We start from the raw sequence: 24,449 nt of genomic DNA on the forward strand, positions 1-24,449 counted from the left end.
CCGCGATCACCGGAATCTGCGACTTCGCCGCGATCACCTTCAACGCGTCCGCGTCATCCTGCGTCGGACACGCCACCCGCACGATCTGACAGCCCGACGCCGTCAGCTCCGCGATCTGCTGCAACGTCGCGCCGATGTCCGACGTCCGCGTCGTCGTCATCGACTGCACCGACACAGGGGCGTCGCCTCCGACGGCCACGGAACCGACCTGGATCCGCCGGCTGACCCTGCGGTCGGCCAGCTTGGTCGGAACGGACGGCACCCCCAACACCACCGGTTCCACAAGGGACATGGTCATCAGTCCTTTATTCCCTTATTCCTTGTTCCCGGCGACCGTCTCGCGCATCGCCCGCAGGGACTCCTTGAGGGAGCCCATGGTGGCCAGGACGGCGGTGGGCTCGTAGCCGCAGTGCGCCATGCAGTTGTCGCAGCGCGGGTCCTTGCCCCGGCCGTACTTGTCCCAGTCGGTCTCCTCGACCAGTTGCCGGTACGTGGGCACGTACCCGTCGCTCATCAGGTAGCAGGGGCGCTGCCAGCCGAAGAGCGAGTAGTTGGGAATGGCCCACGCGGTGCAGGGGAAGTCGGCCTTGCCCTCCAGGAAGTCCAGGAAGAGCGGGCTGTGGTTGAGCCTCCAGCGCTTGCGGTTGCCGCCCGCGAACGCCTTGGCGAACAGCTCGCGGGTCTCCCTGACGCCGAGGAAGTGGTCCTGGTCCGGGGCCTTTTCGTAGGCGTAGGCGGGCGAGATCATCATCTCGTCCACCTTCAGGTCGTCATTGAGGTAGTTGAGGACCTCGACGATGGTCTGGGGAGTGTCGGTGTTGAAGAAGGTCGAGTTGGTGGTGACCCGGAAGCCGCGCCGCTTGGCCTCCTTGATGGCCGCCACCGCCTCGTCGAAGACGCCCTCCTTGGCCACCGACTGGTCGTGCCGCTCCCGCAGACCGTCGATGTGCACCGCGAACGCGAAGTACGGGGAGGGCGTGAACTTTTCGATCTTCTTGCGCAGCAGCATGGCGTTGGTGCAAAGGAAGACGTATTTCCGCTTCGCCACCAACTGCCGGACGATCTCGTCGATCTGAGGGTGCATCAGCGGTTCGCCGCCGGCGATCGACACCATGGGCGCACCGGATTCCAGTACCGCGCCGACGGCCTGGGCAACGGGCATCCGCTGCTTGAGGATTCCCGCCGGGTGCTGAATCTTGCCGCAGCCCTCGCACTTGAGGTTGCACGCGAAGAGCGGTTCCAGTTCGACAATCAGGGGGAACTTTTCGCGCTTGCGCAGCTTCTGTTCAGCGAGATAGGTCCCTACGCGGATGGTCTGTCGGAGCGGCATTGCCATCTGGCTCACCTCCTGGGGAGCAGCAACGATCGGTGCCAAGCAAAAAAGGCCGGCAGGACGGTGCGCAGCACGCGGAATGCCGATATTCCACCGCGCAGCGTCCCGATCCGGACAAGCTCATGTTCTGGAGCGTCCACGACCACCCGGACGGCCGCAACCGGGCGCGTGCCCGCCCGGACGGCGCTTCTGAGCGTTGCGGCGGACTCCATGTCCACCGCGAGGGCGCCCGCGACGTGCAGGGCGGATCGTTCCGCCCCGCGCACCACGTGATCGGAACCTACCAGCGGCCCGGTGTGGATCATCCGCCTGGGTACCGCTCGCGCAAGCTCCTTGGCCAGCAACTCCACGCCGACGCAGTCGATGCGTCCCTCACGGTCCCGGGTCTCGTCGGCGACAACCAGGTCCCCCGGGTGCATCCCGGGGGCGAGACCGGCGCAGAAGCCGGTGGCGATCACCGCGGCGTCGGCGAGGGCGGCGTGGCCGCCGTCCCCGCCGAGCGCGCGCGTCACGGCACGGTCCGCCGCCTGCGGGCCCATGCCGGTCCGCAGGATCGTCGCGGCGCCGTGGGCACCGCGCAACCCGCCGCGCAGGGCGAGCCGTTCGATGCCGAGCGCACAGGCGATCAGCAGCGGTGCCGGCGGCGGTTCCGTGCCCGGGTCCATCAGTCCTCCCGGTGACCTGCTGTGACGGGGTCCCCGTGGAGATAGCGGCCGAGGGCCGTGAGCGGGAACACCTGGCGGTACAGGTGGTAGTTGATGGAGAAGTCCCAGGGGAATCCGGTACCGGTGAAGTACGGCTCGTCCCAGGACCCGTCCTCGCGCTGGGTGCTGGCGAGGAATTCCACGCCGCGCCGGACGGCCTCGCCGTCGCGCTCGCCCGCGGCCAGCAGGGCCAGCAGGGCCCAGGCGGTCTGCGAGGCGGTGGAGTCGCCGCGGCCGATCCAGTCGGGGTCGCGGTAGGAGCGCAGGTCCTCGCCCCAGCCGCCGTCGCCGTTCTGGATGCCCTCCAGCCAGCGGACCGCGCGGCGGATCGCCGGGTGGGAGGCGGGCAGTCCGGCCGCGACGAGGGCGGGGACGGCGGCGCCGGTGCCGTAGACGTAGTTGACGCCCCAGCGGCCGAACCAGGCGCCGCTCTCCTCCTGTTCGGCCAGCAGGTACTCGATGCCGCGCCGGGCGCGTTCGCCGTGCTGCCGGCCGAGCACGGCCAGTGCCTCCACCACGTGGGCCGTCACGTCCGCGGAGGGCGGGTCGATGACCTCGCCGAAGTCGCAGAACGGCAGCCGGTTGGGGAAGGGGCTGGTGTTGTCGACGTCGAAGGCGCCCCAGGCGCCGTTCCGCGACTGCATGCCCTCGGTCCACCGCACGGCCCGCTCGACGGCCGCCTCGACGCGGCGCGGCTGCGGGTGGCGCACCCGCTTGAGTGCGAGCACCACCTCGGCGGTGTCGTCGATGTCCGGGTAGTTGTCGTTCTCGAACTCGAACGCCCAGCCCCCGGAGGGGAGTTCGGGGCGGCGCACGGACCAGTCGCCGGGCCGGGTGATCTGCTCGTCCAGCATCCAGTCGGCCGCCTTGACCAGCGCCGGATGGTCGGGCTCCAGCCCCGCGTCGGCGAGGGCGACGGTGGCCAGGCAGGTGTCCCACACCGGGGACTGGCACGCCTCGATCATGCGGACGGGCTCGCCGTCCTCCGACTTGCTCCACACGGCGAAACGGTCCAGCGACTCGAGCCCCGCGCGCAGCACCGGGTGGTCCAGGTCGTAGCCGAGCAGGTGCAGCGCGATGATGGAGTAGACGGCGGGGGGCTGGATGCCGCCCCAGGCGCCGTCGTTCTCCTGGCGCTCGATGATCCAGCGGGAGGCGGCGTTCATGGCCGCGCGGCGCAGCGGGGCGATGTTGACCCTGCGGTAGGCGTGCAGGGCCTTGTCCAGGCGCTGGAAGAAGCCGTCCCAGGTGGTCGGCGGGGCCAGGGGGCGCGGCGGATTGGGCCGGCGCGGGTCGGCGTGCAGCTCGTCGAGGCCGAAGGGCGCCGGGCGCACCGGGCGGTGGGCGCCGACGACGGTGAGCGGCACGATGGTCTGCCGGGCCCAGCAGCCGAAGTCGTAGATGTTGAGCGGGACCCACTTCGGCAAGTACATGATTTCCGGCGGCATTTCGGGGAGGTCCTCCCACCGCCACCAGCCGAAGAGGGCCAGCCAGACCCGGGTGAAGACCCGGGTGGCGGCGATGCCGCCCTGCTCGCGGACCCAGGCCGAGGCGGCGGCCATGTGGTCCTGCCCGGGGGTGTCGCCGGCGAGCCGCAGCGCCACGTACGCCTCGACGGTGGCGGACAGTTCGCCGGGGCCGCCGTGGAAGGTGGCCCAGGTGCCGTCGGGCTTCTGCTGCGAACGGATGAACCGGGCGGCGGCCCGGGTGGTGTCCTCGTCCCCGATGCCCAGGAACTGACGGAGCAGCAGGTCCTCGGCGTCCATGGTGACGTTCGTCTCCAGGTCGCCCTTCCACCAGCCGCGCTCGTCCTGGCGGGACAACAGGTGCTGCACCGCGCGGGCGGTGGCCCGCTCGGCTGCCTCCCGCACGGCCGGTGTCCCCCCGGCCGCGTCGGGTACCGCGATTCCGGAAAGCGTGGTCGCGCTGTGGCCGTCCTCGGCCGCTCGGGACGGCGCCGTCCCGGCGCCGTCGGTCGTCGCTGTCATGAATTCCCCTAATGCAGTGAGTTGCTTCTCTGCCGTACTGCCGTACCTGGGGTTTCCGTCGGCCGACGCGAGCTGGCGCCGACCGGCGACCGCGATGGCTAGTTCGGGTGAATACTCATCATCTCTTTCGTACTACAACGAAGTCCGACAGGGCGACGAGCTGCGCCCGGACGGCGGAGGGAATGTCAACTCCGTCGAGCGCCTCGATCGCGGTGGCGTGCTGCCGGCGGGCCTCGTGCGAGGTCCACTCCCGGCCGCCGGCCTCCTCGATCAACGCCGCGCGGCTGGCGAATTCTTCCTCGTCGAAGTCGGCCAGCTGGGCGTCGGTGAGCTTGGCGTCCTCCGCGAGGATGGTGGCGAGCCGCTCGGAGGCGGGACCGCCGGCGTCCAGGGCGGCGACCACCGGCAGGGACTTCTTGCGCTGGCGCAGGTCGCTCCAGGTCTGCTTGCCGGTGGACTCCGGGTCGCCCCAGATGCCGAGCAGGTCGTCCACGGCCTGGAAGGCCAGGCCCATGTGGTAGCCGTACGCCTCCAGGACGTCGGCCGTGCGGTCGTCGGCGCCGCCGAGTACCGCGCCGATGGAGGCGGCGCAGGCGAGCAGGGCGCCGGTCTTGTTGCCCTCCATCTCCAGGCACTCCTGCACGGTCACGCGCTCGCGGTGCTCGTACGAGATGTCCTGGGCCTGGCCGTCGATCAGCTTGCGGGTCGCGGTGGTCAGCCGGCGGGTGGCCCGCCCGGCCTCGGCCGTGCCCAGCTCCAGCAGCACTTCGTTCGCGAGCGCGAAGAGCGCGTCACCGACGAGGATGGCCTGGGCCGGACCGTGCAGCTTCCAGACCGTGTCGCGGTGCCGGCGCTGCTCGTCGCCGTCCATCAGGTCGTCGTGCAACAGCGAGAAGTTGTGCACGAGTTCCACGGCGACGGCGCCGGGGACACCGGTCTCGGGCGAGGCGCCGGCCGCCTCCGCCGACAGCAGCGCGAGGGCGGGACGGACGGCCTTGCCGCTGTCGCCGTGGGCGGGCCGGCCGTCGGCGTCGATCCAGCCGAAGTGGTAGGCGGCGACGGTGTCCATGGGCGCCGCGAGCCGGTTCACGGCGGCACGCAACACCGGCGTGGCTAGCGTCCGTCCGCGCTCCAGCAGGGCGCTGACGTCCCCGGTGTCGCATGCTGGGATCGCCGAAGTCACGGTCTCTCCTCTGGTGATCGTGCTCACGCGCGCCCCGTTCGGGGGACGCACGCCTGGGTGGCTCGCTGGGTCAAACCGCCTCCCGCTCGGGACGGCGACTGGCCCGGCCGGGCCCGGAGAGGGCCGCGTCCGCGGCGCTGTGACCACTGCGCACGGCGCCCTCCATCGTCGCGGGCCAGCCGGTGGCGGTCCACGCACCGGCCAGGAAGAGGCCGGGCGCGTCGGTACGGGCGCCCGGCCGCAGCCGGCCGACGCCCGGAGCGGGGGCGAACGTCGCCGTCCGCTCCCGGGTCACGAAGAAGTCGCGCACCCCGGCGCCGCGGGCGGCGGGCAACAGCCGCTCCAGCTCGGGCAGATAGCGCGCCCGCAGCTCGGCCACGGGCCGGTCGATGTCGTCCTGCGCGGCCGACTGGGACACCGCCAGGTACTGCCCGTGCCCGGAACGGGACGCCAGCCCCGAGGAATGCGTGCGGTCGAAGACCCACTGCACGGGGGTGCCGAGGGCCGCGAAGAACGGCTGCCGCAGAACTTTACGGTCGTAAATCACATGCAGGTTGAGGATCGGCGCCGTGTCGATCCTGAGCAGCCGGTCGGGGTCGGGCAGCGCGCCCTTGGGCAGCAGGGCGTGGGCCTCGCGCTGCGGGACGGCGAGCACGACCGTGCCGGCGGCCAGCCGCTCGGCCCCGCCGGGCCCGGACTCGGTGTCCACCTGCCAGACGCCGTCCGCGTCGCGGACGATCCCGGTGACGCGGGTGCGCAGCGCCACCCGCACCCCGGCCTTCTCCAGGGCGGCGCGGGCCCGCACGTCGTGCAGCTCGCCGAGCGGAACGCTCGCCCAGCCGATGTCGGCGGCCCCGGGCTCCGAGAGCAGCCCGGTCTTGAAGACCATGGCGGCCAGCCCCAGCGACGCCTGGTCGGCGGTGGCGTTCAGCGTGGCCACGCCGACGAGGTCCCACAGCGCCTCGACCGTACGGGCCGACTGCCCGTGCCGGTGCAGCCAGGTCGCGAAGTCCACGTCGTCGAGCGCCGGATCGGCCGGGTCGAGCCCGCGCAGCGCGAGCGCGGCGCGCCCCACCCCCACCCGCTCGGCGGGCGACAGGTGCGGGTACGTGGCCAGGCTCGCCGCCAGGTGCAGGGGCACAGGCAGCGCACTGCGGCGCAGCCGGCCCGGCCGCAGCCGGCCCGAACGGTGCGCGACGTCGAGGACGGGCACGTCGAGCCGGTCCTGGAGGGTGGCCAGGTGGCTCGCCGAGATCCGGTCGAGGAACCCGCGGTAGGCGGTGCAGCAGCGCAGGAAGACGTGCTGGCCGTTGTCGACGGTGAGCTCGCCGCGGCGGAAGGAGAAGGCGAGGCCGCCCAGGCGGGGGCGCCCCTCCAGCAGGGTGACGCGCAGCCCGGCGTCGGCGAGGCGGAGCGCCGCCGTGACGCCGGCGAGGCCGCCCCCGATCACCACCGCGGCCGCCCCCTCGGGACGGCCGGCCACGTCCGTGGAACGCTCGGTCATGATCCCACCCCCTTGGTCGATGTCAGGGACGCGCCCGCGGTGCGGAGGGTTGCACCGCCCGTCGTCCCAGGTGACTGCCGGTCCGCCGGGCGCCCGCCGGCGCGGGCCGGGGCCATCAGGCGCGCCCCCTGGCGGTCTGCCGGTGCACGCTGCGCGCGTCGTAGCCGGACAGACCGCGCACGGCCACCAGCGCCTTCTCCCGGCCGGGCAGCGAGACCCGGCCGCGCAGCACGGCCTGCGGCGTCTCGGCGATGCGCTCCAGCAGCCGGCGGTAGATGCCGGACATGGCGGCGACGCAGGCGCCGCTGCGCCGGTCGAGCATCGGCAGCAGCCGCATGCCCTCGGCGAACAGGGCGCGGGCGCGCCGGACTTCGAAGGCCACCAGGCCGGTGAAGTCAGCGCCGGGCGGCGGCACGGGCGAGCCGAAGCCGGCGGAGCAGCCGAACTTCGCGAGGTCGTCGGAGGGCAGGTAGGTACGGCCGTTGGCCGCGTCCTCCCGCACATCACGCAGGATGTTGGTGAGCTGGAGGGCCAGCCCCAGGGTGTTGGCGTACTCGGAGGCGCGTTCGGCGTCACGCGCGCCGGGCACGACACCGAACACGCCGAGCGAGAGCCGGCCGATGGAGCCCGCGACGCACTGGCAGTACACGGCCAGGTCGTCCCAGGTCTCGTAGGTCTGGCCACGAACGTCCATCTGGACGCCGTCGATCAGTTCGTCCAGCGCGCCGAGCGGAAGGGGAAAACGGCGCGAGGCATGCGCCAGCGCGACGGCCACCGGATCGGTGTCGTCCTCGTCGACCTCGCCGTCCCTTATCCTGCCGAGCACAGCGCGCGTCTCCTCCAGCCGGAGCCGCTTGGCCTCGTCGTCCAGCGGGCCGTCCCCGATGTCGTCGATGCGCCGCGAGAACGCGTAGAGCGCCGACATGGCCCGCCGCTTCGCGGTGGGCAGGAGCCTGATGCCATAGCTGAAGTTGCCGGCCTGCCGTCCGGTGACGGCCTCGCAGTAGCTGTACGCGGCGAGTACCGGCGCGGACGCGTGTGGCGTTCCGGTCACGGTCCCGCTCACCCCTCTCATCGCAGTGTCGCCCCCACCTCGCGCAGCAGGCCCAGCCTGGTGGGCTTGGGCGGTCCGGGAAGTACGTCGTGCCCTGCCGCGGCGACCGCGCGGAGCGCGGCCCTCCCCCCGCCCACGAACCCCGCGAGCAACAGCTTCAGCCTGCCGTGGACGCTACCCACCAGGGGGGTGCCTTCATTCAGCAGGTCGTGGGCGCGTTCCGCCTCGTACGCGACCAGGGCGCGCACCGACGCGCCACCGGTGGGCCGCGCGAGGTCGGCCTCGCCGACCCGGAAGCGTTCCATGTCCTCGGCCGGGAGGTAGATGCGGTCGCGGCCGAGGTCCTCGGCCACGTCCTGGAGGTGTTCGACGATCTGCAGGGCGGTGCAGACCGCGTCCGAGCGGCGGATCCGCTCGGGGCTCTCCGTACCGGTGATGCCGAGGACGAGCCGGCCGACGGGGTTCGCCGACAGCTCGCAGTAGGCCGCGAGGTCCGCGTAGGTGGCGTAGCGGCGCACCCTCTGGTCCTGGCGGTTGGCCTCGATGAGGCCGAGGAAGGGCTCGGGCGTCAGGCCGCACCGGCGGACGGTGGGCCGCAGCCGCAGCAGCAGGGGATGGCGGGGGCCCGGGCCGGTGGCGGAGAAGACCCGCCGCAGGTCGGCCTCGAAGGCGTCGAGCATGGCGAGCCGGTCGTGAACCTGCTCGCGGTCGAGTCCCAGCAGCTCGGCGTCGCGGCCACCGGGGGCGAGGTCGCCGTCGCCGATGTCGTCGACGAGGCGGGCGTATCCGTAGACGGCCATCAGATCGCCCCGCCAGCGGCGCGGCAGGAAGAAGGGGGCGACCGGGAAGTTCTCGTGCGCGGCCTTGTCGAGCACGGCACGCGCGTGCGCGTCCGTCCCCGCGGTCATCGCGGGCTGCCCGGACCAAAGACGACGGACGCGCCTCTGATCTGGAGAGGCCTCGCTGCCCATACAGCCATCGCCGTCACATCTCCCGTTCTACACTGCCGACCCAGAACATCCTATTTCGGACACGCCGCAGCGCGACCTCCCGCCCTGGCTCCCCCGGAAGCCGCCCCGCCGCAGCACCATGACGCACCGCTCCTACGGTGCGGGTGCCGCCCGAGCACGGTACAGCGTACGCCGTACAGGAGTCCGGCCTTCGCCGAGGTCCGTGCTTGATCCATACAATGCCACGCCGTTCGAGGCACGACCCAGCCGATATGCCGGTTGGTGTCACTTCGCACAGCGAGGAACGATCGAGGCCCCGTGCCGCCGGTGCGGCGGCAGGGGCCTCGTCGCCGGACGGGGCGCCCGCGGTCAGCGGGCGGTCTCCTTCTCGTACGCCCGGACCACCTCGTCGGTGGGTCCGTCCATCAGCAGCTCACCGCGCTCCAGCCACAGGACCCGGTCGCAGGTGTCGCGGATCGAGCGGTTGTTGTGGCTCACGAGGAAGACGGTGCCGGCCTCCTCGCGGAGCTCGCGGACGCGGGCCTCGGAGCGCTTCTGGAACGAACGGTCGCCGGTGGCCAGCGCCTCGTCGATCATCAGCACGTCGTGGTCCTTGGCCGCGGCGATGGAGAAGCGCAGCCGGGCCGCCATGCCGGAGGAGTAGGTCCGCATCGGCAGCGTGATGAAGTCGCCCTTCTCGTTGATGCCCGAGAAGTCGACGATCCCCTGGTACCGGCTGCGGATCTCCTCGCGGGACATGCCCATGGCGAGACCGCCCAGGATGACGTTCCGCTCGCCGGTCAGGTCGTTCATCATCGCGGCGTTGACGCCCAGCAGCGAGGGCTGGCCGTCGGTGTAGACCTTGCCGCTCTCGGTGGGCAGCAGCCCGGCGATCGCCTTGAGCAGGGTGGACTTGCCCGAGCCGTTGGAGCCGATGAGGCCGATGGCCTGGCCGCGGTACGCGGTGAAGCTCACACCCTTGACGGCGTGCACCTCGCGGACGCCGGCGTTCGGGGTGCGCTTGATGATGCGGTTCAGGGCGGCGGTGGCGCTGCCGCGACCGCCGGCGCCGCCGTAGACGCGGTAGACGATGTGGACGTCGTCCGCGATGACGGTGGGGACACGTGCGGTGTTCTGATCAGCCACGGCCGTACTGCTCCTCAGCCTTCCAGAAGTACACGAAGCCCCCGGCTCCGACGAGCACCGCCCAGCCGGCCGCGAGCAGCCAGACGTGCGGCGGCAGCCGGTCCGCGCCGTAGCCGTCGATCAGGGCGTAGCGCATCAGGTCGATGTAGACGGCGGCCGGGTTGGCCCCCAGCACGTCGATCAGCCACTCCGGCGCGTGCGCCTTCTTGAGCGCCTCGACCATGTTGTACATCACGCCGGACGCGTACATCCACGTCCGCAGGATGAACGGCAGGAGCTGCGCCAGGTCCGGGGTCTTGCTGCCCAGCCGGGCCAGCACCATCGCCAGGCCGGTGTTGAAGACGAACTGGAACGCCAGCACCGGCAGGATCAGCACCCACGACGCCGCGGGCATGTGCCCGAAGCCGAGCAGGAAGACGAAGACCACGCACATGGAGAACAGCAGCTGCTGGAGCTGCTGGAGTGCGAAGGAGACGGGCAGCGCCGCCCTCGGGAAGTGCAGGGCGCGCACCAGCCCGAGGTTGCCCGCGATGGCGCGCACGCCGGACAGCGCCGAGTTCTGGGTGAAGGTGAAGACGAACACACCCGTCACCAGGAAGGGGATGTAGTTGCGCATCCCCATGCCCTTGCTCTGCTGCATCAGCACGCCGAAGATCAGCAGGTAGACCATGGCGTTGAGCAGGGGCGTGGCCACGTGCCAGAGCTGGCCCAGCTTGGCCTTGCTGTACTGGGCCGTCATCTTCGCCCGGGAGAAGGCCAGGATGAAGTGCCGCCGCTCCCAGAGCTGCCGGACGTACTCCGGCAGCGACGGGCGGGCGCCGCTGACCGCCAGGCCGTACTTCCGCGCCAGCTCGGCGGCGGACAGGCCGTCGTCGGGTGATGGCGCAGCACTCATGGCGACCGCACTGTCGTGCGTTGTCTCGCTCACTGTTGACACTTTCGTCCTCAAGGTGCGCTGCCGGGGAGGGGTCCCCGGCAGCGCCCGATGCTCTCAGACACGAGCTTGTCAGATCACCGGCGGGCGGCCCAGCCGGGTCAGGCGCCACACGGTACGCCACTTCATGGGCCGGCGTGGACCGCACGGCGTCGACCAGCCCTCCTTGAAGCCGCCGAACCAGGCGCGCAGCGCCGGGCCCGAGGGCTTGCGGGCCAGGGTGAGCAGCATCCACACGCCGAGGTAGACCGGGACCAGGGGCGCGGGGAGGTTGCGGCGGGCCAGCCAGACCCGGTTGCGGGCGACCATGCGGTGGTAGACCGCGTGCCTGCTGGGGGCGGTGGTCGGGTGGTGCAGGACCATGTCCGCCCGGTAGTCGATCATCCAGCCCGCGTCCAGCGCCCGCCAGGCGAGGTCGGTCTCCTCGTGGGCGTAGAAGAAGTCGTCCGGCAGCAGGCCGGCCTCGGCGAAGACCCGGGTGCGGGCCGCGTTGGCGCCGCCGAGGAAGGTCGTCACGCGCGAGGAGCGCAGTGGGTCCGAGGCGCGCAGCCGCGGGACGTGGCGGCGCTGGGTGACCCCGGTGTCGGGGTCGGCGATGCGGAAGCTGATGATGCCGAGCTTCGGATCGGCGGCGAACGCCTCGCGGCACAGCTGGGCCGTGTCCTGGTTCGGCAGCAGCCCGTCGTCGTCGAGGAACAGCAGGACGTCCACGTCACGGCCGGCCGGGCCGAACGCCTCGATGCCGACGTTGCGGCCGGCCGGGATGCCCACGTTCTCGGGCAGCTCGACGGTGCGGACGCTCAGCCCGGGGACGGAGACCTCCGGCAGCGGCGAGCCGTTGCCGACAAGGACGACCTCGACCGGGTCGCCGGTCTGCTTGGCGACCGACTCCAGCAGCGCGCGCAGCTCGTCGGGGCGGTTGCCCATGGTGAGGACGACCGCGCCGACCTTCAGGCCCCCGGCGCTCATCGCAGCCTGCTCGAGGCGAGGATGGACACGAGGTGCAGCAGCGTCTGCAGGATCGCGATCCCGGCGAGGACGGCCGTGCCGAGGCGGGTGAAGAAGAGGTCCCCCCGGGCCGCGTCCACGAGCGCGAGGAGCAGGATCAGCAGGGACGCCTCGATCCCGAGGATCAGCCGGTGGAACTTCAGTGCCGCGGCGGCCTTGCGGGCCAGCGCCATGCCGGAGGAACGCGGCTCGGCCGCGGCCTCCTTGACCGGCGGCAGGCCCTGCTGGTGCCGGGCGACGCCGACGAGGTCGGTCTCGGCCTTGATCAGGACGGCGCCGAGCGCGGCGAGGGTGCCGAGGAAGGCCCACAGCCAGTCGGTCCGGCCGCCGCCCCAGAGATCGGCGGCGCGCAGGCCCAGGCCGACCAGGACCGCGGCGTCGCACAGGTAGGCGCCGACCCGGTCCAGGTACACCCCGGACATCGAGTACTGCTTCTTCCAGCGGGCGATCTCGCCGTCGACGCAGTCCAGCAGCAGGTAGAGCTGGACCGCGACCACGCCGAGCACGGCGCCCGCGATCCCGGGCACCAGCAGGGCCGGGGCCGCGAGGACGCCCGCGACGGTCATCAGGTAGGTGAGCTGGTTGGGCGTCACCCTGGTGTTCACCAGGTGCCGGTCCACCCGCAGCGAGATCTCCCGCATGTAGAGGCGGCCGGCCCAGTGCTCACCGCTGCGCCGGTCCTTCACACCCACGGGGTGGACGACCGGGCGCAGTTCAGCGACTGACGGTTTCTGCATAGTCGGCGTATGCGTCCCTGATCTGGTCGGTGGAGAGGTCGAGGTGCTCCAGGATGGTGTACCGCCCGGGCCGGGTCTGCGGAGCGAACTCCACGGCGCGGACGAACTCGTCCTCGGTGAAGCCGATGTCGCCGGGGAGCACGGGCAGCTTGTGCCGGCGCAGCGCCTGGACCATCAGCGCGGACTCCTCGCGGGCACCGCGCAGGTGCATCGCGAAGGCGGCGCCGAGGCCGCACTGTTCGCCGTGCGGCGCGGCCCGCTTGGGGTAGAGCAGGTCGAAGGCGTGGTTGATCTCGTGGCAGGCGCCGGAGGCCGGGCGGCTGTCGCCGGCGACGGACATGGCGATGCCGGTGAGGACCAGGCCCTCGGCGAGCACCTGGAGGAACCCGTCGTCGTCGACGCTGCCGGGGTGGCGCAGCACGGCCTCACCGGCCTGCCGGGCCAGGGCCGCGGCCAGGCCGTCGATGTCCTCGCCGCGCTCGCGGTTGGCCAGCTCCCAGTCCGCGACGGCGGAGATGTTGGAGATGGCGTCCCCGATGCCCGAGCGCACGTAGCGGCCGGGGGCCCGGCGGATGACGTCGAGGTCGATGACGACGGCGATGGGGTTGGGCACGCCGTACGAGCCGCGGCCCGCGTCGTTGTCGAGGGTGGCGACGGGCGAGCACAGGCCGTCGTGCGACAGGTTCGTCGCGACGGCGACCAGCGGCAGGCCGATGCGCGCGGCGGCGAACTTCGCACAGTCGATGATCTTGCCGCCGCCCAGGCCGACCACGGCGTCGTAGTGGCCGGACTTCATGGCGTCGGCCAGCTTGATGGCGTCGTCGAGCGTGCCGCCGCCCACCTCGTACCACGAGGCGCCGGGCAGCGCCGGGGCGAGCCGCTTGCGCAGCGCCGCCCCGGAGCCGCCGCTGATGGCGACGGCCAGCTTGCCGGAGCTGGAGATCCGCTGGTCCGCGAGGACGCTCGCGAGATCGTCCAGGGCTCCGGCCCTGATGTCGACGACGACCGGCGAGGGGATGAGCCTCGTCAGTACTGGCACGCGATCTCCCGGCCCTTGGCGAGGTCGTCGTGGTTGTCGATCTCGACCCACTTGATGTCGCCGATGGGGGCCACGTCGATCTTGAAGCCGCGGTTGACGAGCTCCTGGTAGCCGTCCTCGTAGTAGAGGTCGGGGTCCTTCTCGAAGGTGGCCTTGAGGGCGTCGGCGAGCTCGGCGGCGGCCTCGGGCTCGATCAGGGTGACGCCGATGTACTCACCGGTCGCGGTCGCCGGGTCCATCAGCTTGGTGATCTTCTGGACGCCCTTCTCGCCGTCGACGATGACCTTCATCTCCTCGTCGGCGAGGCTCTTCACCGTGTCGAGGGCGAGGATGATCTTCTGGCCGTCGCCGCGGGCGGCGAGCAGGGTCTTCTCGACGGAGACCGGGTGGACGGTGTCGCCGTTGGCGAGGATCACACCGCGGCCGAGCACGTCACGGGCGCACCACAGGGAGTAGGCGTTGTTCCACTCCTCGGCCTTGTCGTTGTCGATCAGGGTGAGCTTGAGGCCGTACTTCTCCTCCAGCGCCGCCTGACGCGCGTACACGGCCTCCTTGCGGTAGCCGACCACGATCGCGACCTCGGTCAGACCGACCTCCGCGAAGTTGGCCAGGGTCAGGTCGAGGACGGTCGTCTCGCCGTCCACCGGCACCAGGGCCTTGGGCAGGGTGTCGGTGTAGGGGCGCAGACGCCGTCCGGCGCCGGCAGCCAGCACGAGGCCGATCATGCGGGTTCTCCTGTTTCGTCGTGAACTGCGGGCGCCCCGGAGGACACCCAGAAGCGGACGCTCTCGATGAGCACCGCGAGCGCGATGTAGGCCGTGAGGACCCACAGCACGGTGGTGAAGCCCGGGTTCTGCGCCAGGGCGGCGAGGGTGACCACCAGGACCCGTCCCTCGTGACCGCCGGTCATCCGCACCAGCCAGTGCGGGGGCGCTCCGGTGCCGCCGCGGATGCGGTACACCGTGTCGTAGTGATGGTAGGCGACCGCGGCCACCAGGCCGAACGCGGCGGGGAGCGCACCGGGGGCGTCCGAGCGGGCGGCGAGGAGGAGGATCGTCACATACTCGGCGGCCCGGAAGATCGGCGGCACCAGCCAGTCGAGGGGGCCCTTGAGAGGGGACGCGACGGCGAGGCCGGCGAAGACGACGTAGAGCCAGGCGCCGACGACCGGCGGCCAGACGCCGCCGGAGTTCCACCACAGCAGGGTGAGGAGGAGCACGCCGCCCGCCAGGGCGAGGACCGGCGCGGTCACCGCTCCCTTGACGCGGGCGAACCGGGCGACGGTCTCCGCGAGCGAGCCCGAGTCGGCGAGGTCGGCCAAGGCCTGGGCGGCCCGGTCCGTACGGCTCGCCCTGCGGGTGACCGAGCGCAGGACGCGGCCCGCGGTGGTGTAGCAGGCGGCGAGCGCGCAGCCGATCAGCAGCACCACGAAGACGATGCGCGGGGTGGTGAGCGCGGTGAGGACCGCTATCAGCGCCCAGCGTTCGCCGATCGGCAGGATGATCATGCGGCGGGCCCACACGGTCCAGCCGACGCTGTCGAGGCGGCCCGAAAGGGCGGCGGTGGGGCTGGTGTTGGCCTGGGCGTCGTGGTTCGCCTCGTTGAAGGAGAAGTCGACGACGTGCCGGCACGTCTGCAGGACCATCGCGCCCAGCGCGAGGGCCCAGACGTCCTCCCCGCCGCGCGCCGCGCCCAGGGCCAGGCCCGCGTAGTAGGCGTACTCCTTGGCCCGGTCGAAGGTGGCGTCGAGCCAGGCACCGAGCGTGGAGTACTGCAGGGAGTAGCGGGCCAGCTGGCCGTCGGTGCAATCGAGCACGAACGAGGCGATCAGCAGCAGGCCGGCGGCCACGAAGCCGGGCCGGGTGCCGGTCGCCGCGCACGCGGCGGCGATCAGCGCCGTCAGCAGCGAGGCCGTCGTCACCTGGTTGGGGGTGAATCCACGACGGGCGCACCAGCGGGCGATGTAACGGGAGTACGGGCTGATGCAGAAGGTGGTGAAGAACCCGTCGCGGGACTTCACGGCACTGCGCAGCCGGACGGCCTCGTCGTCGGTCGCGGCGACGGCCGCCTGCGCGCGGGTGCGCGCCGGGCCGTCCGCGGGGACGTCGGCGACGAGGACGCCGAGGTCGGGGCGGTGGACGGCGACGCCGTCCGCCTCCAGGCCGGCGGCCAGGGTGTCGGGCAGGACGGGCACGGACCACGAGGGCGCGGCGGGCTGCGCGCCGACCAGGGCGTCCGCGTACCGGTCGTCGAGGGCGGAGGCGGCGCGCAGCAGCGCGGACCGGGCCTCCGGCTGGGCGGTGAGCGCGCCGTGTACAGCGGCGGCCGGGAAGCGCGGGTCGGTCAGCGCCAGGCGGAGGCTGTGGACGTGCCCCACGAAACGGTGATCGACCAGGGCGACACGGTCGCCCGTGGGGAGGGCCGCCAGGGCGGCGGCCACCGCGGCGGCGCCGTCCGCCACGCGCACGTCGAAGCCCAGGGAGCGCAGGTCGGCCTCCAGGGAGGAGCCGACGGGCGGCAAACCGGTGAGGATGGCGGTCGACAGACGAACTCACTCCTTGGAAGCGGGCCTGGCCGCCTCGGGTGCGCAGGTGTCCGGGCAGCGGTGGTGCCGCGCAGGCCCCGGCGTCGGTGGCGTGCGGCACGTCCGGCAGAGGCTATCGGATCACTCGAAGGCCCCGTTCACCGCACGTGCACCCGGTGGGCCCGGCTCCGTAAGGACGTCCGGGGAGCCCGTCCGGTTCCCGGACGCGGGAAGAACCAGCATGGCGGAGGAGGCCGGTCCGGGACAAAACCGTCCCCTGCCCCGACTGGTCTAGGGTGCCGTGCATGACATGGCTGATCACAGGCGGGGCCGGGTACATCGGGGCGCACGTCGCCCGGGCGATGACCGAGGCCGGGGAACGGGTGGCCGTCCTGGACGACCTGTCCAACGGCAGCGCGGAGCGCCTGCCGCCGGAGGTGCCCCTGGTGCGCGGCTCGGTCCTCGACCGGGCCGTCCTGGACCGGGCGCTGAAGGAGCTGGACGTCACCGGTGTGGTGCACCTCGCGGCGAAGAAGCAGGTCGGGGAGTCGGTCGAGAAGCCGCTGCTCTACTACCGGGAGAACGTGCACGGGCTGACCGTGCTCCTGGAGGCGGTGGTGGACGCGGGCGTGCGGAGCTTCGTCTTCTCCTCCTCCGCGGCCGTCTACGGCATGCCCGACGTGGACCTCGTCACCGAGGAGACGCCGTGCCACCCGATCAACCCCTACGGGGAGACCAAGCTGGCGGGCGAGTGGCTCGTGCGGGCGGCGGGGGCCGCGCACGGGATCTCCACGGCCTGTCTGCGCTACTTCAACGTGGCGGGGGCGGCCCGGCCGGAGCTGGCCGACACCGGTGTGTTCAACATCATCCCGATGATGTTCGACCGGATCACCCGCGGGGAGCGCCCGCTGGTCTTCGGTGACGACTACGCCACCCCCGACGGCACCTGTGTGCGCGACTACATCCACATCGAGGACCTCGCCACCGCCCACCTCGCCGCCGCCCGCGCGCTGGACGAGCACCCGGGCTCCGGCGACCTCACCCTGAACGTCGGCACCGGCCGGGGGGTGTCGGTGCGCGAGATGGCGGACCTGATCGGCGAGGTCACCGGCCGCACCGATCTCGTGCCCGAGAACCGCCCGCGCCGGCCGGGTGACCCGGCGCGCGTCGTGGCGGCGAACGACCTGATCGGGCGGCGGCTCGGCTGGAGCCCGCGGCACGACGTGCGGAGCATGGTCGTCTCGGCCTGGGAGGGCTGGTGCCTGCACCACCCCGGGGCGCGCGGGAACTGATCGCCGCCTCCGTCGTCCTCGCGTCATCCTCGCATCGTCCTCGCAGGTCAGGGGGATGACAACGGTGTTCGGTGTCGCGTTGCCCGACCCCTGCCGCCCGTAGTTCACTGAGGTCCCGGCCCGGCACCCCCGCCGGCCGGGACCGGCGGGCACACGGGAGGCGGCGCACATGGGCGCAGGGCACGACCACGGCCACTCGCACGGGCGGCCCCCGACGACCGGCACCGCTGCGGCCGCCCATCGCGGCCGGCTGCGCATCGCGCTGGGGATCACCCTCACGGTGCTGGTCACGGAGATCATCGGCAGCGTCCTGACCGGTTCGCTGGCGCTGCTGGCGGACGCCGGGCACATGGCGACGGACGCGGTGGGCGTCTCGATGGCGCTGGTGGCGATCCGCTTCGCCAACCGGCCGCCCGGCGGGCGGCGCACCTTCGGCTACGCCCGGGCCGAGATCCTCGCGGCGCTGCTCAACTGTCTGCTGCTGCTCGGCGTCGGCGGCTACATCCTCGTCGAGGCCGTCCAGCGGCTTGCCGAGCCCGAGGCGGTGCCGGGCGGCACGACCGTCGTCTTCGGCCTCGTGGGCATGTTCGCCAATCTGGTGTCGCTGTCCCTGCTGATGCGCGGGCAGAAGGAGAGCCTCAATGTGCGCGGGGCGTTCCTGGAGGTCCTCTCGGACGCCCTCGGCTCGTTCGCCGTGGTGGTCGCCGCCCTGGTGATCATGGCGACCGGCTGGACCCGGGCCGACCCGGTGGCCTCGCTGGTGATCGGCCTGATGATCGTGCCCAGGACGCTGAAGCTGCTGCGGGAGGCGCTGGACGTGCTGCTGGAGGCGGCGCCGCGCGACGTCGACCTGGACGAGGTCCGGGCGCACATCACGGACCTGCCGGGGGTGCGGGGCGTGCACGACCTGCATGTGTGGACGATCACATCGGGGATGCCGGTGCTCTCGGCGCACGTCGTGGTGGACCGGACGGCGCTGGACGCCGCGGGGCACGAGCAGATGCTGCACGACCTGCGGGGGTGCCTGGGCACCCACTTCGCGGTGGAGCACTGCACGTTCCAGCTGGAGCCCGGTGGGTACGCGGAGCACGAGGCCGGGCTCTGTCACTGACGGGGCCGCGGGCCCGTTGACACGTCTGCCGTTGTGGCCACGACGCCGTACGGCAGACTGAAGGCCGAAGACGAACACCGAGGATGGTCAATGCCGATCTCATCAGCCGAGGGCCGCTCCGCCGGTTCCGCCGCGCTCCCCGCCTCCGCCGAAGCCGCCTCTGCCGCCTCTGCCGCCTCTGCCGAAGCAGCTGAACCGATCATGCTGGAGCTGGTCGACGAGGACGGCAGAACCATCGGCACCGCCGAGAAGCTAGCCGCGCACGTCTCCCCCGGCCGGCTGCACCGTGCCTTCTCGGTCTTCCTCTTCGACGACGCTGGCCGGCTGCTGCTCCAGCGCCGGGCGCTGGGCAAGTACCACTCCCCCGGCGTGTGGTCGAACACCTGCTGCGGGCACCCGTACCCCGGCGAGCCGCCCTTCGTGGCCGCCGCCCGCCGCACCGCCGAGGAGCTCGGCGCGGCGCCCGCGCTGCTGCGCGAGGCCGGGACCGTGCGCTACAACCACCCCGATCCGCTGTCCGGGCTGGTGGAGCAGGAGTACAACCACCTCTTCGTGGGCACCGTGCGGGCCGGGCTGGAGCCCGACCCCGAGGAGATCGAGGACACCGCCTTCGTGACCCCCGCCGAGCTGGAGAAGCTGATGGGCGAGGTGACGTTCTCGGCGTGGTTCTCCACGGTGCTGGACGCCGCGCGGCCGGCGGTGCGCGAGCTCATCGGGGACGGGGCGGGCTGGTAGGCGCGGTCCCGCAGGGCAGGGCGGCCCAGACCACCTTGCCGCCGCCGGGGGTGTGCTCGACGTCGCACCTGCCGCCGGCCTCGTCCACCACGGCCTGCACCAGCAACAGCCCCCGGCCGCCGGTCCGTTCCTCGTCGGCGGCCAGGGGGCGGGGCCGGAACGGGTGGCCGTCCTCGACGGCCACCCGCACCCACCCGGGGGCGAGGGAGACCTCCACGGTGACCTCCGGGGAGAGCACGGCGGCGTGCTGCACGGCGTTGGTGACCAGCTCGGAGACGATCAGCAGCAGGCCGTCCAGCCGGTCGGGGCACAGCGGCACCTTCTGACGCCGCATCAGGTCGTGGACCCCGTGCCGGGCCTGGGGCACCGAGGAGGGGAGCGCGGGGGCCGTGAACCGCCAGGTTCTGCCGTACCCGGCGCACTCGGCGGGCTTGCGGGGCGCGGCCCGGCCCGGCTCGGGCGGGACGCTCCCGACGATCTCCATGTCCGATACCAACCCCTCGCCGTGGCTCCACCGCACACGCCGAGTGTTGGGAACACCACAGTCCGCGCCGGACCGCTGATCAGAAGTCGCCGCCTATCGACGCTATTTGATCGCGTGCGTATGCCGCGGTCACTCCCGCGACTGTTCCTGGCTGCCCTGATCACCACTTGCCGTCCTTCGCCGGCGGCCTCCTCCGCCGCCGGCCCTGCCGCCGCCTCTGCCGCCTCTTCCGCCCGACACCAGGCGGACGACGTGGCGTCCGCCGACTCCCGTCGCGATCAGGCCCAGCCCGTCGAAGAGCAGGGCGAGGGAGAAGAACGTGCCGATGACGTACAGGCTGCTGGCCGGCCAGTCGGCCAGCACCAGGATGCCCAGCAGCAGTCCGAAGACACCCTGCAGCAGCGTCCAGCCGAACTGTGGCCCGCGCACCACCAGGCTGCCCGCCAGCCGGAAGACGCCGCCGGTGAGGAAGAGCAGCGCGGCGAACATCGTCAGCGTCTCGGCCGCCACCACCGGGCGGCGCAGCACCACGACACCGGCCGCGATGTTGAGCGCCGCCACGACCACGGCGAGCCAGAAGAACCCGCTGTCCCTGGACTGCACGGCGTGCAGCAGGCCGACGAGCCCGCCGATCAGCAGCAGCCAGCCGAAGAGGACCATCGTGGTGAGCGTCGCGAAGCCGGTGTAGACGAGGCCGACCAGGCCGGCGAGGACCAGGATCCCGCCGAGCAGGGCCAGCACGCCGAAGCGGCGGCTGAGGTGTTTCTCCGAGGTCTTCGGGGTCGTCGGGGTCTTCGGGGTTTTCATGAGGGCCTCCTCACAGCGCCCCCGCCCCGATCATATGATCGTCCGCTCCCGACGGCATCCGGCTAGCATCCGTCGCATGGAGCCCGCACTGCACCTGGATCTCGACGGCGCCGGCACGGCGACGATCCGGATCGCCAACCCCGCCAAGCGCAACGCCATGACTCCCGGCATGTGGCGCTCCCTCCCCGCGCTCCTGGACCGGTGCGCCACCGATCCCGCCGTGCGGGTGGTGGTGCTGAGGGGCGAGGGCGACACGTTCTGCGCGGGCGCGGACATCTCCTCCCTCGCCGGGGGCGACGGCGGGGACGCCGACGGAGGTGACCCGCGTGAACTGGCCGTGATCGCCGAGGAGGCGCTCGCCGTCTTCCCCAAGCCGACGCTGGCCGCCGTGCGGGGGCACTGCGTCGGGGGCGGGTGCCAGCTCGCCGCCGCGTGCGACCTGCGGTTCGCTGCGGACGGCGCGGTCTTCGGCGTCACGCCCGCCCGGCTGGGCATCGTCTACGCCGCGTCCTCGACGCGCCGGCTGACACGGCTGGTGGGCCCCGCGACGGCCAAGTACCTGCTCTTCTCCGCCGAACTCATCGGCACGGAGCGGGCGTTGCGCACCGGGCTGGTGGACGAGGTGTGGGCGCCGGACGCGCTGGACGGGCGGGTGGCGGAGTTCGCGCGGACGCTGGCGTCGCGGTCGTCGCTGACGCAGGGGGCGGCGAAGGAGTTCGTCAACGGGGCGGTTGCGGCTGAGCGGGTCGCCTACTGGGCGGAGCGGGCGCGTGCGGACGCGGATATGGCCGAGGGGGTTGCGGCGTTCCTGGAGCGGCGGGCTCCGCGGTTCGGGTGAGTCGGGGTCTCTCCCCACCCCGCCCCTTCCCTGAACCGGGGCAGGCCCCGGACCCCGAACCGCCCTCCGGGCGGTGAGCGGGGGCTCCGCCCCCTGCACCCCCTTCGGGGCTCCGCCCCGGACCCCGCATCGCGGCTCCGCCGCTCGTCCTCAAGCGCCGGACGGGCTGAAGTGTGCGGGCGATATCCGGTGCGGGCGCGAAATCCGGCCCGTCTGGGGGTCGCCCCCTCCGGGGGGCTTGAGGACAGCGCATGAAGGGGCGCTTCGGGGGCCCGGGGCGGAGCCCCGGTGGGGTGTCCAGGGGCGCAGCCCCGGCAGGGGTGCAGGGGGCGGAGCCCCCGCTCGCTGCGCGAAGCGCGGTGCCGGGTCCGGGGCTTGCCCCGGAGGAAACGGTGAAAGGGCGGGGCCGGGGCACGAACGCCTCGACGCCTCACCACCCCTTCCCCCGCACCACCCTCCCCTCCTTCACCGGCTCCTCCGGCACCGTCCGCACGGACCCCGCATCCCGGGACGGCCTCGATGACGCGCTCCCCGCCTTCCTGCCGCGCGGCGCCGCGCCCCCGGCGGGTGCTCCCGGGGCGGTGCGGCCCGCGTTGTCACAGGCACCTGCCACAATGCAGTCCGCGGCTCGGAGAGCTCGAAGAGAAAGCGGTGCAGGATCGTGACGGCTAACGGTGCGTCGGTCGAAAGCAGGATCGCCGGGGAACTCGGCGTTCAGGAACGGCAGGTGAAGGCGGCCGTCGAGCTGCTCGACGGCGGGGCGACCGTGCCGTTCGTCGCCCGCTACCGCAAGGAGGCGACGGGCGCGCTCGACGACGCGCAGCTGCGCACCCTGGAGGAGCGGCTGCGCTACCTGCGCGAGTTGGAGGACCGCCGGGCGGCGGTGCTGGAGTCCGTGCGGTCGCAGGGCAAGCTGGACGCGGCGCTGGAAGCGCAGATCCGCGCGGCCGACTCCAAGGCCCGCCTGGAGGACATCTACCTGCCCTTCAAGCCCAAGCGGCGCACCAAGGCGCAGATCGCCCGCGAGGCGGGGCTGGAGCCGCTGGCCGACGGGCTGCTGACCGCCCCGGGCACGGAGCCGGCCGCCGCGGCCGCCGCCTTCGTCGACACGGACAAAGGCGTCGCGGACGCGGCCGCCGCGCTGGAGGGCGCCCGGGCGATCCTCACCGAGCGCTTCGCGGAGGACGCGGACCTCATCGGCGAGCTGCGCGAGCGGATGTGGACGCGCGGGCGGCTCGCGGCGAAGGTGCGCGAGGGCAAGGAGGAAGCGGGCGCGAAGTTCGCCGACTACTTCGACTTCGCCGAGCCGTTCACCGAGCTGCCCTCGCACCGGGTGCTGGCCATGCTGCGCGGCGAGAAGGAGGACGTCCTCGACCTGGTGCTGGAGCCGGAGGAGGCCGGGGAGCGGGTCGCCGGGCCGAGCGCGTACGAGCAGGCCGTCGCGCGCCGCTTCGGCATCGCCGACCGGGGCCGGCCGGGCGACAAGTGGCTGGCGGACACGGTCCGTTGGGCCTGGCGCACCCGGATCCTCGTCCACCTCGGCATCGACCTGCGGCTGCGGCTGCGCCAGGCCGCCGAGGACGAGGCGGTGCGCGTCTTCGCCGCCAACCTGCGGGATCTGCTGCTCGCCGCCCCCGCCGGCACCCGCGCGACGATGGGCCTCGACCCCGGCTTCCGCACGGGCGTGAAGGTCGCCGTCGTCGACGCCACCGGCAAGGTGGCCGCGACCGAGACGATCTACCCCCACGTCCCGCAGAACAAGTGGGACGCCTCGCTGGCCACGCTGGCCCGGCTCGCCCGGGAGCACGGCGTCGAGCTCGTCGCCATCGGCAACGGCACCGCCTCGCGCGAGACGGACCGGCTGGCCGCCGACCTGATCTCCCGTCACCCCGAGCTCGGGCTCACCAAGGTGGTCGTCTCCGAGGCCGGCGCCTCCGTCTACTCGGCCTCCGCCTTCGCCTCCCAGGAGCTGCCCGGGATGGACGTGTCGCTGCGCGGCGCCGTCTCCATCGCCCGGCGCCTCCAGGACCCGCTGGCCGAGCTCGTCAAGATCGACCCCAAGTCGATCGGCGTCGGGCAGTACCAGCACGACCTGTCCGAGGTGAAGCTCTCGCGCTCGCTCGACGCGGTCGTCGAGGACTGCGTCAACGGCGTCGGCGTCGACGTCAACACGGCCTCGGCCCCGCTGCTCTCCCGCGTCTCCGGCATCAGCGGCACCCTCGCGGAGAACATCGTCGCCCACCGCGACGCGAACGGCCCCTTCCGGTCCCGCAGGGCGCTCAAGGACGTCTCCCGGCTCGGCCCCAAGGCGTACGAGCAGTGCGCCGGCTTCCTGCGCATCCGTGGCGGGGACGACCCGCTGGACGGGTCGAGCGTCCACCCCGAGGCGTATCCGGTGGTCCGCGCGATGGCGAAGCGGACCGGGGGCGACGTCGCCGCCCTCATCGGCGACACGGGTGTGCTGCGCTCGCTGCGCCCCGGGGAATTCGTCAGCGACTCCTTCGGCCTGCCGACCGTGACCGACATCCTGCGCGAGCTGGAGAAGCCGGGCCGTGACCCGCGCCCGGCGTTCCGGACGGCCACCTTCAAGGAGGGCGTCGAGAAGATCGGCGACCTGGCGCCGGGGATGGTGCTGGAGGGCGTCGTGACGAACGTGGCGGCGTTCGGGGCGTTCGTGGACGTCGGGGTGCACCAGGACGGTCTGGTGCACGTGTCGGCGATGTCGCGGACGTTCGTGAAGGATCCCCGGGACGTGGTGAAGCCGGGGGACATCGTGCGGGTGAAGGTGTTGGAGGTGGATGTCGCGCGGAAGCGGATTTCTTTGACGTTGCGGCTGGAGGACGAGACGCGGCCCGCCGCGGGGCGGGCTCCTCGGGAGCAGCGGCGGGGGAATGCCGCTCCCCGCCCTCGGCGGGAGGCGCCGGCGCCTGCGGCCGGCGGGGCGATGGCGGACGCGTTGCGGCGGGCGGGGTTGGTGCGGCCGGAGGGCCGCCGCTGAGTTCTCTCCCCGCCCCGCCCTTTCACCGTTTCCGCAGCAGCACGCTGCGCGCTCCCCCAGAGGGGGCACCCCCAGTCCTC

22 protein-coding genes are annotated in these 24,449 nt (G+C 72.6%); 5 read left to right on the plus strand and 17 right to left on the minus strand.

Going from position 1 to position 24,449, the window contains the following annotated elements; genetic code table 11:
- From I5Q34_RS28555 to I5Q34_RS28625, 15 genes are all read right to left on the minus strand, one after another.
- Positions 1-292, minus strand: a 292-nt coding sequence (locus tag I5Q34_RS28555; RefSeq protein ID WP_234429679.1) for a flavodoxin-dependent (E)-4-hydroxy-3-methylbut-2-enyl-diphosphate synthase, incomplete at its 3' end; no start/stop codon positions are given.
- 21 nt (positions 293-313) lie between these two features.
- Positions 314-1,336, minus strand: coding sequence for an adenosyl-hopene transferase HpnH (hpnH, locus tag I5Q34_RS28560; RefSeq protein ID WP_199895335.1), 1,023 nt, complete (start codon positions 1,334-1,336; stop codon positions 314-316).
- A gap of 5 nt (positions 1,337-1,341) precedes the next feature.
- Positions 1,342-1,998: a 1-hydroxy-2-methyl-2-butenyl 4-diphosphate reductase gene (locus tag I5Q34_RS28565; protein ID WP_199895336.1), complete on the minus strand. Its 657-nt coding sequence runs from the start codon at positions 1,996-1,998 to the stop codon at positions 1,342-1,344.
- Positions 1,998-4,025 carry a squalene--hopene cyclase gene (gene shc, locus I5Q34_RS28570; protein WP_199895337.1) on the minus strand — a complete coding sequence of 676 codons (2,028 nt, stop codon included), beginning with the start codon at positions 4,023-4,025 and terminating at the stop codon, positions 1,998-2,000. The genes I5Q34_RS28565 and shc overlap by 1 nt, the downstream gene beginning before the upstream one ends.
- Positions 4,026-4,143: 118 nt before the next feature.
- The gene (locus tag I5Q34_RS28575; RefSeq protein WP_277965569.1) at positions 4,144-5,208 is read right to left on the minus strand and encodes a polyprenyl synthetase family protein; all 1,065 of its coding nucleotides are present in this window, start codon (positions 5,206-5,208) and stop codon (positions 4,144-4,146) included.
- A gap of 70 nt (positions 5,209-5,278) precedes the next feature.
- Positions 5,279-6,712: a hydroxysqualene dehydroxylase HpnE gene (hpnE, locus tag I5Q34_RS28580; protein WP_199895339.1), complete on the minus strand. Its 1,434-nt coding sequence runs from the start codon at positions 6,710-6,712 to the stop codon at positions 5,279-5,281.
- 115 nt (positions 6,713-6,827) lie between these two features.
- The gene (hpnD, locus tag I5Q34_RS28585; RefSeq protein ID WP_199895340.1) at positions 6,828-7,787 is read right to left on the minus strand and encodes a presqualene diphosphate synthase HpnD; all 960 of its coding nucleotides are present in this window, start codon (positions 7,785-7,787) and stop codon (positions 6,828-6,830) included.
- Positions 7,784-8,674: a squalene synthase HpnC gene (hpnC, locus tag I5Q34_RS28590; RefSeq protein WP_199895341.1), complete on the minus strand. Its 891-nt coding sequence runs from the start codon at positions 8,672-8,674 to the stop codon at positions 7,784-7,786. The genes hpnD and hpnC overlap by 4 nt, the downstream gene beginning before the upstream one ends.
- Before the next feature lie 411 nt (positions 8,675-9,085).
- Positions 9,086-9,862, minus strand: a complete 777-nt coding sequence (locus I5Q34_RS28595; RefSeq protein WP_199895342.1) for an ABC transporter ATP-binding protein — start codon at positions 9,860-9,862, stop codon at positions 9,086-9,088.
- The gene (locus I5Q34_RS28600; RefSeq protein WP_199895343.1) at positions 9,855-10,790 is read right to left on the minus strand and encodes an ABC transporter permease; all 936 of its coding nucleotides are present in this window, start codon (positions 10,788-10,790) and stop codon (positions 9,855-9,857) included. Before I5Q34_RS28600 ends, I5Q34_RS28595 begins: the two co-directional genes overlap by 8 nt.
- 78 nt (positions 10,791-10,868) lie before the next feature.
- Positions 10,869-11,765 carry a glycosyltransferase family 2 protein gene (locus tag I5Q34_RS28605; protein WP_199895344.1) on the minus strand — a complete coding sequence of 299 codons (897 nt, stop codon included), beginning with the start codon at positions 11,763-11,765 and terminating at the stop codon, positions 10,869-10,871.
- Positions 11,762-12,541, minus strand: a complete 780-nt coding sequence (locus I5Q34_RS28610; protein ID WP_199895345.1) for a CDP-alcohol phosphatidyltransferase family protein — start codon at positions 12,539-12,541, stop codon at positions 11,762-11,764. Before I5Q34_RS28610 ends, I5Q34_RS28605 begins: the two co-directional genes overlap by 4 nt.
- On the minus strand, positions 12,519-13,580 hold the full coding sequence (locus tag I5Q34_RS28615; protein WP_199895346.1) for an iron-containing alcohol dehydrogenase family protein: 1,062 nt from the start codon (positions 13,578-13,580) through the stop codon (positions 12,519-12,521). The genes I5Q34_RS28610 and I5Q34_RS28615 overlap by 23 nt, the downstream gene beginning before the upstream one ends.
- Complete coding sequence (locus I5Q34_RS28620) at positions 13,568-14,305, minus strand: sugar phosphate nucleotidyltransferase (protein ID WP_199895347.1); 738 nt, start codon at positions 14,303-14,305, stop codon at positions 13,568-13,570. The genes I5Q34_RS28615 and I5Q34_RS28620 overlap by 13 nt, the downstream gene beginning before the upstream one ends.
- Entirely contained in the window at positions 14,302-16,125 is a 1,824-nt protein-coding gene (locus I5Q34_RS28625; protein ID WP_199896030.1) for a DUF5941 domain-containing protein, read from the minus strand. The genes I5Q34_RS28620 and I5Q34_RS28625 overlap by 4 nt, the downstream gene beginning before the upstream one ends.
- 284 nt (positions 16,126-16,409) lie before the next feature.
- Between I5Q34_RS28625 and galE the strand changes: the two genes are divergently transcribed.
- The 3 genes from galE (at position 16,410) to idi (ending at position 19,242) form a co-directional block, all read left to right on the plus strand.
- Positions 16,410-17,396, plus strand: a complete 987-nt coding sequence (galE, locus tag I5Q34_RS28630; RefSeq protein ID WP_199895348.1) for a UDP-glucose 4-epimerase GalE — start codon at positions 16,410-16,412, stop codon at positions 17,394-17,396.
- A gap of 169 nt (positions 17,397-17,565) precedes the next feature.
- Complete coding sequence (locus tag I5Q34_RS28635; protein ID WP_199895349.1) at positions 17,566-18,507, plus strand: cation diffusion facilitator family transporter; 942 nt, start codon at positions 17,566-17,568, stop codon at positions 18,505-18,507.
- A 90-nt stretch (positions 18,508-18,597) separates the two neighbouring features.
- Positions 18,598-19,242, plus strand: a complete 645-nt coding sequence (idi, locus tag I5Q34_RS28640) for an isopentenyl-diphosphate Delta-isomerase (RefSeq protein ID WP_199895350.1) — start codon at positions 18,598-18,600, stop codon at positions 19,240-19,242.
- On the opposite strand, the gene I5Q34_RS28645 is transcribed toward idi, so the two are convergent.
- Both I5Q34_RS28645 and I5Q34_RS28650 read right to left on the minus strand, forming a co-directional pair.
- Positions 19,217-19,726, minus strand: coding sequence for an ATP-binding protein (locus I5Q34_RS28645; RefSeq protein ID WP_199895351.1), 510 nt, complete (start codon positions 19,724-19,726; stop codon positions 19,217-19,219). The genes idi and I5Q34_RS28645 overlap by 26 nt on opposite strands.
- Positions 19,727-19,855: 129 nt before the next feature.
- Positions 19,856-20,533 carry an HdeD family acid-resistance protein gene (locus tag I5Q34_RS28650; RefSeq protein WP_199895352.1) on the minus strand — a complete coding sequence of 226 codons (678 nt, stop codon included), beginning with the start codon at positions 20,531-20,533 and terminating at the stop codon, positions 19,856-19,858.
- Between the two features lie 76 nt (positions 20,534-20,609).
- Between I5Q34_RS28650 and I5Q34_RS28655 the strand changes: the two genes are divergently transcribed.
- Together I5Q34_RS28655 and I5Q34_RS28660 are read left to right on the plus strand one after the other, a co-directional pair.
- Positions 20,610-21,371 (plus strand): enoyl-CoA hydratase/isomerase family protein, encoded by a 762-nt coding sequence (locus I5Q34_RS28655; protein WP_199895353.1) that lies wholly within the window; start codon positions 20,610-20,612, stop codon positions 21,369-21,371.
- Between the two features lie 661 nt (positions 21,372-22,032).
- Positions 22,033-24,369: a Tex family protein gene (locus I5Q34_RS28660; protein WP_199895354.1), complete on the plus strand. Its 2,337-nt coding sequence runs from the start codon at positions 22,033-22,035 to the stop codon at positions 24,367-24,369.
- The last annotated feature ends 80 nt before the right edge of the window (positions 24,370-24,449 follow it).

Source organism: Streptomyces sp. AV19 (genome assembly GCF_015999245.1).
Lineage (GTDB): Bacteria > Actinomycetota > Actinomycetes > Streptomycetales > Streptomycetaceae > Streptomyces.

Excerpts from the sequence above, each read along its gene's own strand:
- hpnH (WP_199895335.1), bottom strand. The coding sequence starts at position 1,336 with ATGGCAATGCCGCTCCGACAGACCATCCGCGTAGGGACCTATCTCGCT.
- I5Q34_RS28565 (WP_199895336.1), bottom strand. The coding sequence starts at position 1,998 with ATGGACCCGGGCACGGAACCGCCGCCGGCACCGCTGCTGATCGCCTGT.
- shc (WP_199895337.1), bottom strand. The coding sequence starts at position 4,025 with ATGACAGCGACGACCGACGGCGCCGGGACGGCGCCGTCCCGAGCGGCC.
- hpnE (WP_199895339.1), bottom strand. The coding sequence starts at position 6,712 with ATGACCGAGCGTTCCACGGACGTGGCCGGCCGTCCCGAGGGGGCGGCC.
- hpnD (WP_199895340.1), bottom strand. The coding sequence starts at position 7,787 with ATGAGAGGGGTGAGCGGGACCGTGACCGGAACGCCACACGCGTCCGCG.
- hpnC (WP_199895341.1), bottom strand. The coding sequence starts at position 8,674 with ATGACCGCGGGGACGGACGCGCACGCGCGTGCCGTGCTCGACAAGGCC.
- I5Q34_RS28605 (WP_199895344.1), bottom strand. The coding sequence starts at position 11,765 with ATGAGCGCCGGGGGCCTGAAGGTCGGCGCGGTCGTCCTCACCATGGGC.
- I5Q34_RS28610 (WP_199895345.1), bottom strand. The coding sequence starts at position 12,541 with ATGCAGAAACCGTCAGTCGCTGAACTGCGCCCGGTCGTCCACCCCGTG.
- I5Q34_RS28620 (WP_199895347.1), bottom strand. The coding sequence starts at position 14,305 with ATGATCGGCCTCGTGCTGGCTGCCGGCGCCGGACGGCGTCTGCGCCCC.
- galE (WP_199895348.1), top strand. The coding sequence starts at position 16,410 with ATGACATGGCTGATCACAGGCGGGGCCGGGTACATCGGGGCGCACGTC.
- I5Q34_RS28635 (WP_199895349.1), top strand. The coding sequence starts at position 17,566 with ATGGGCGCAGGGCACGACCACGGCCACTCGCACGGGCGGCCCCCGACG.
- idi (WP_199895350.1), top strand. The coding sequence starts at position 18,598 with ATGCCGATCTCATCAGCCGAGGGCCGCTCCGCCGGTTCCGCCGCGCTC.
- I5Q34_RS28645 (WP_199895351.1), bottom strand. The coding sequence starts at position 19,726 with ATGGAGATCGTCGGGAGCGTCCCGCCCGAGCCGGGCCGGGCCGCGCCC.
- I5Q34_RS28650 (WP_199895352.1), bottom strand. The coding sequence starts at position 20,533 with ATGAAAACCCCGAAGACCCCGACGACCCCGAAGACCTCGGAGAAACAC.
- I5Q34_RS28655 (WP_199895353.1), top strand. The coding sequence starts at position 20,610 with ATGGAGCCCGCACTGCACCTGGATCTCGACGGCGCCGGCACGGCGACG.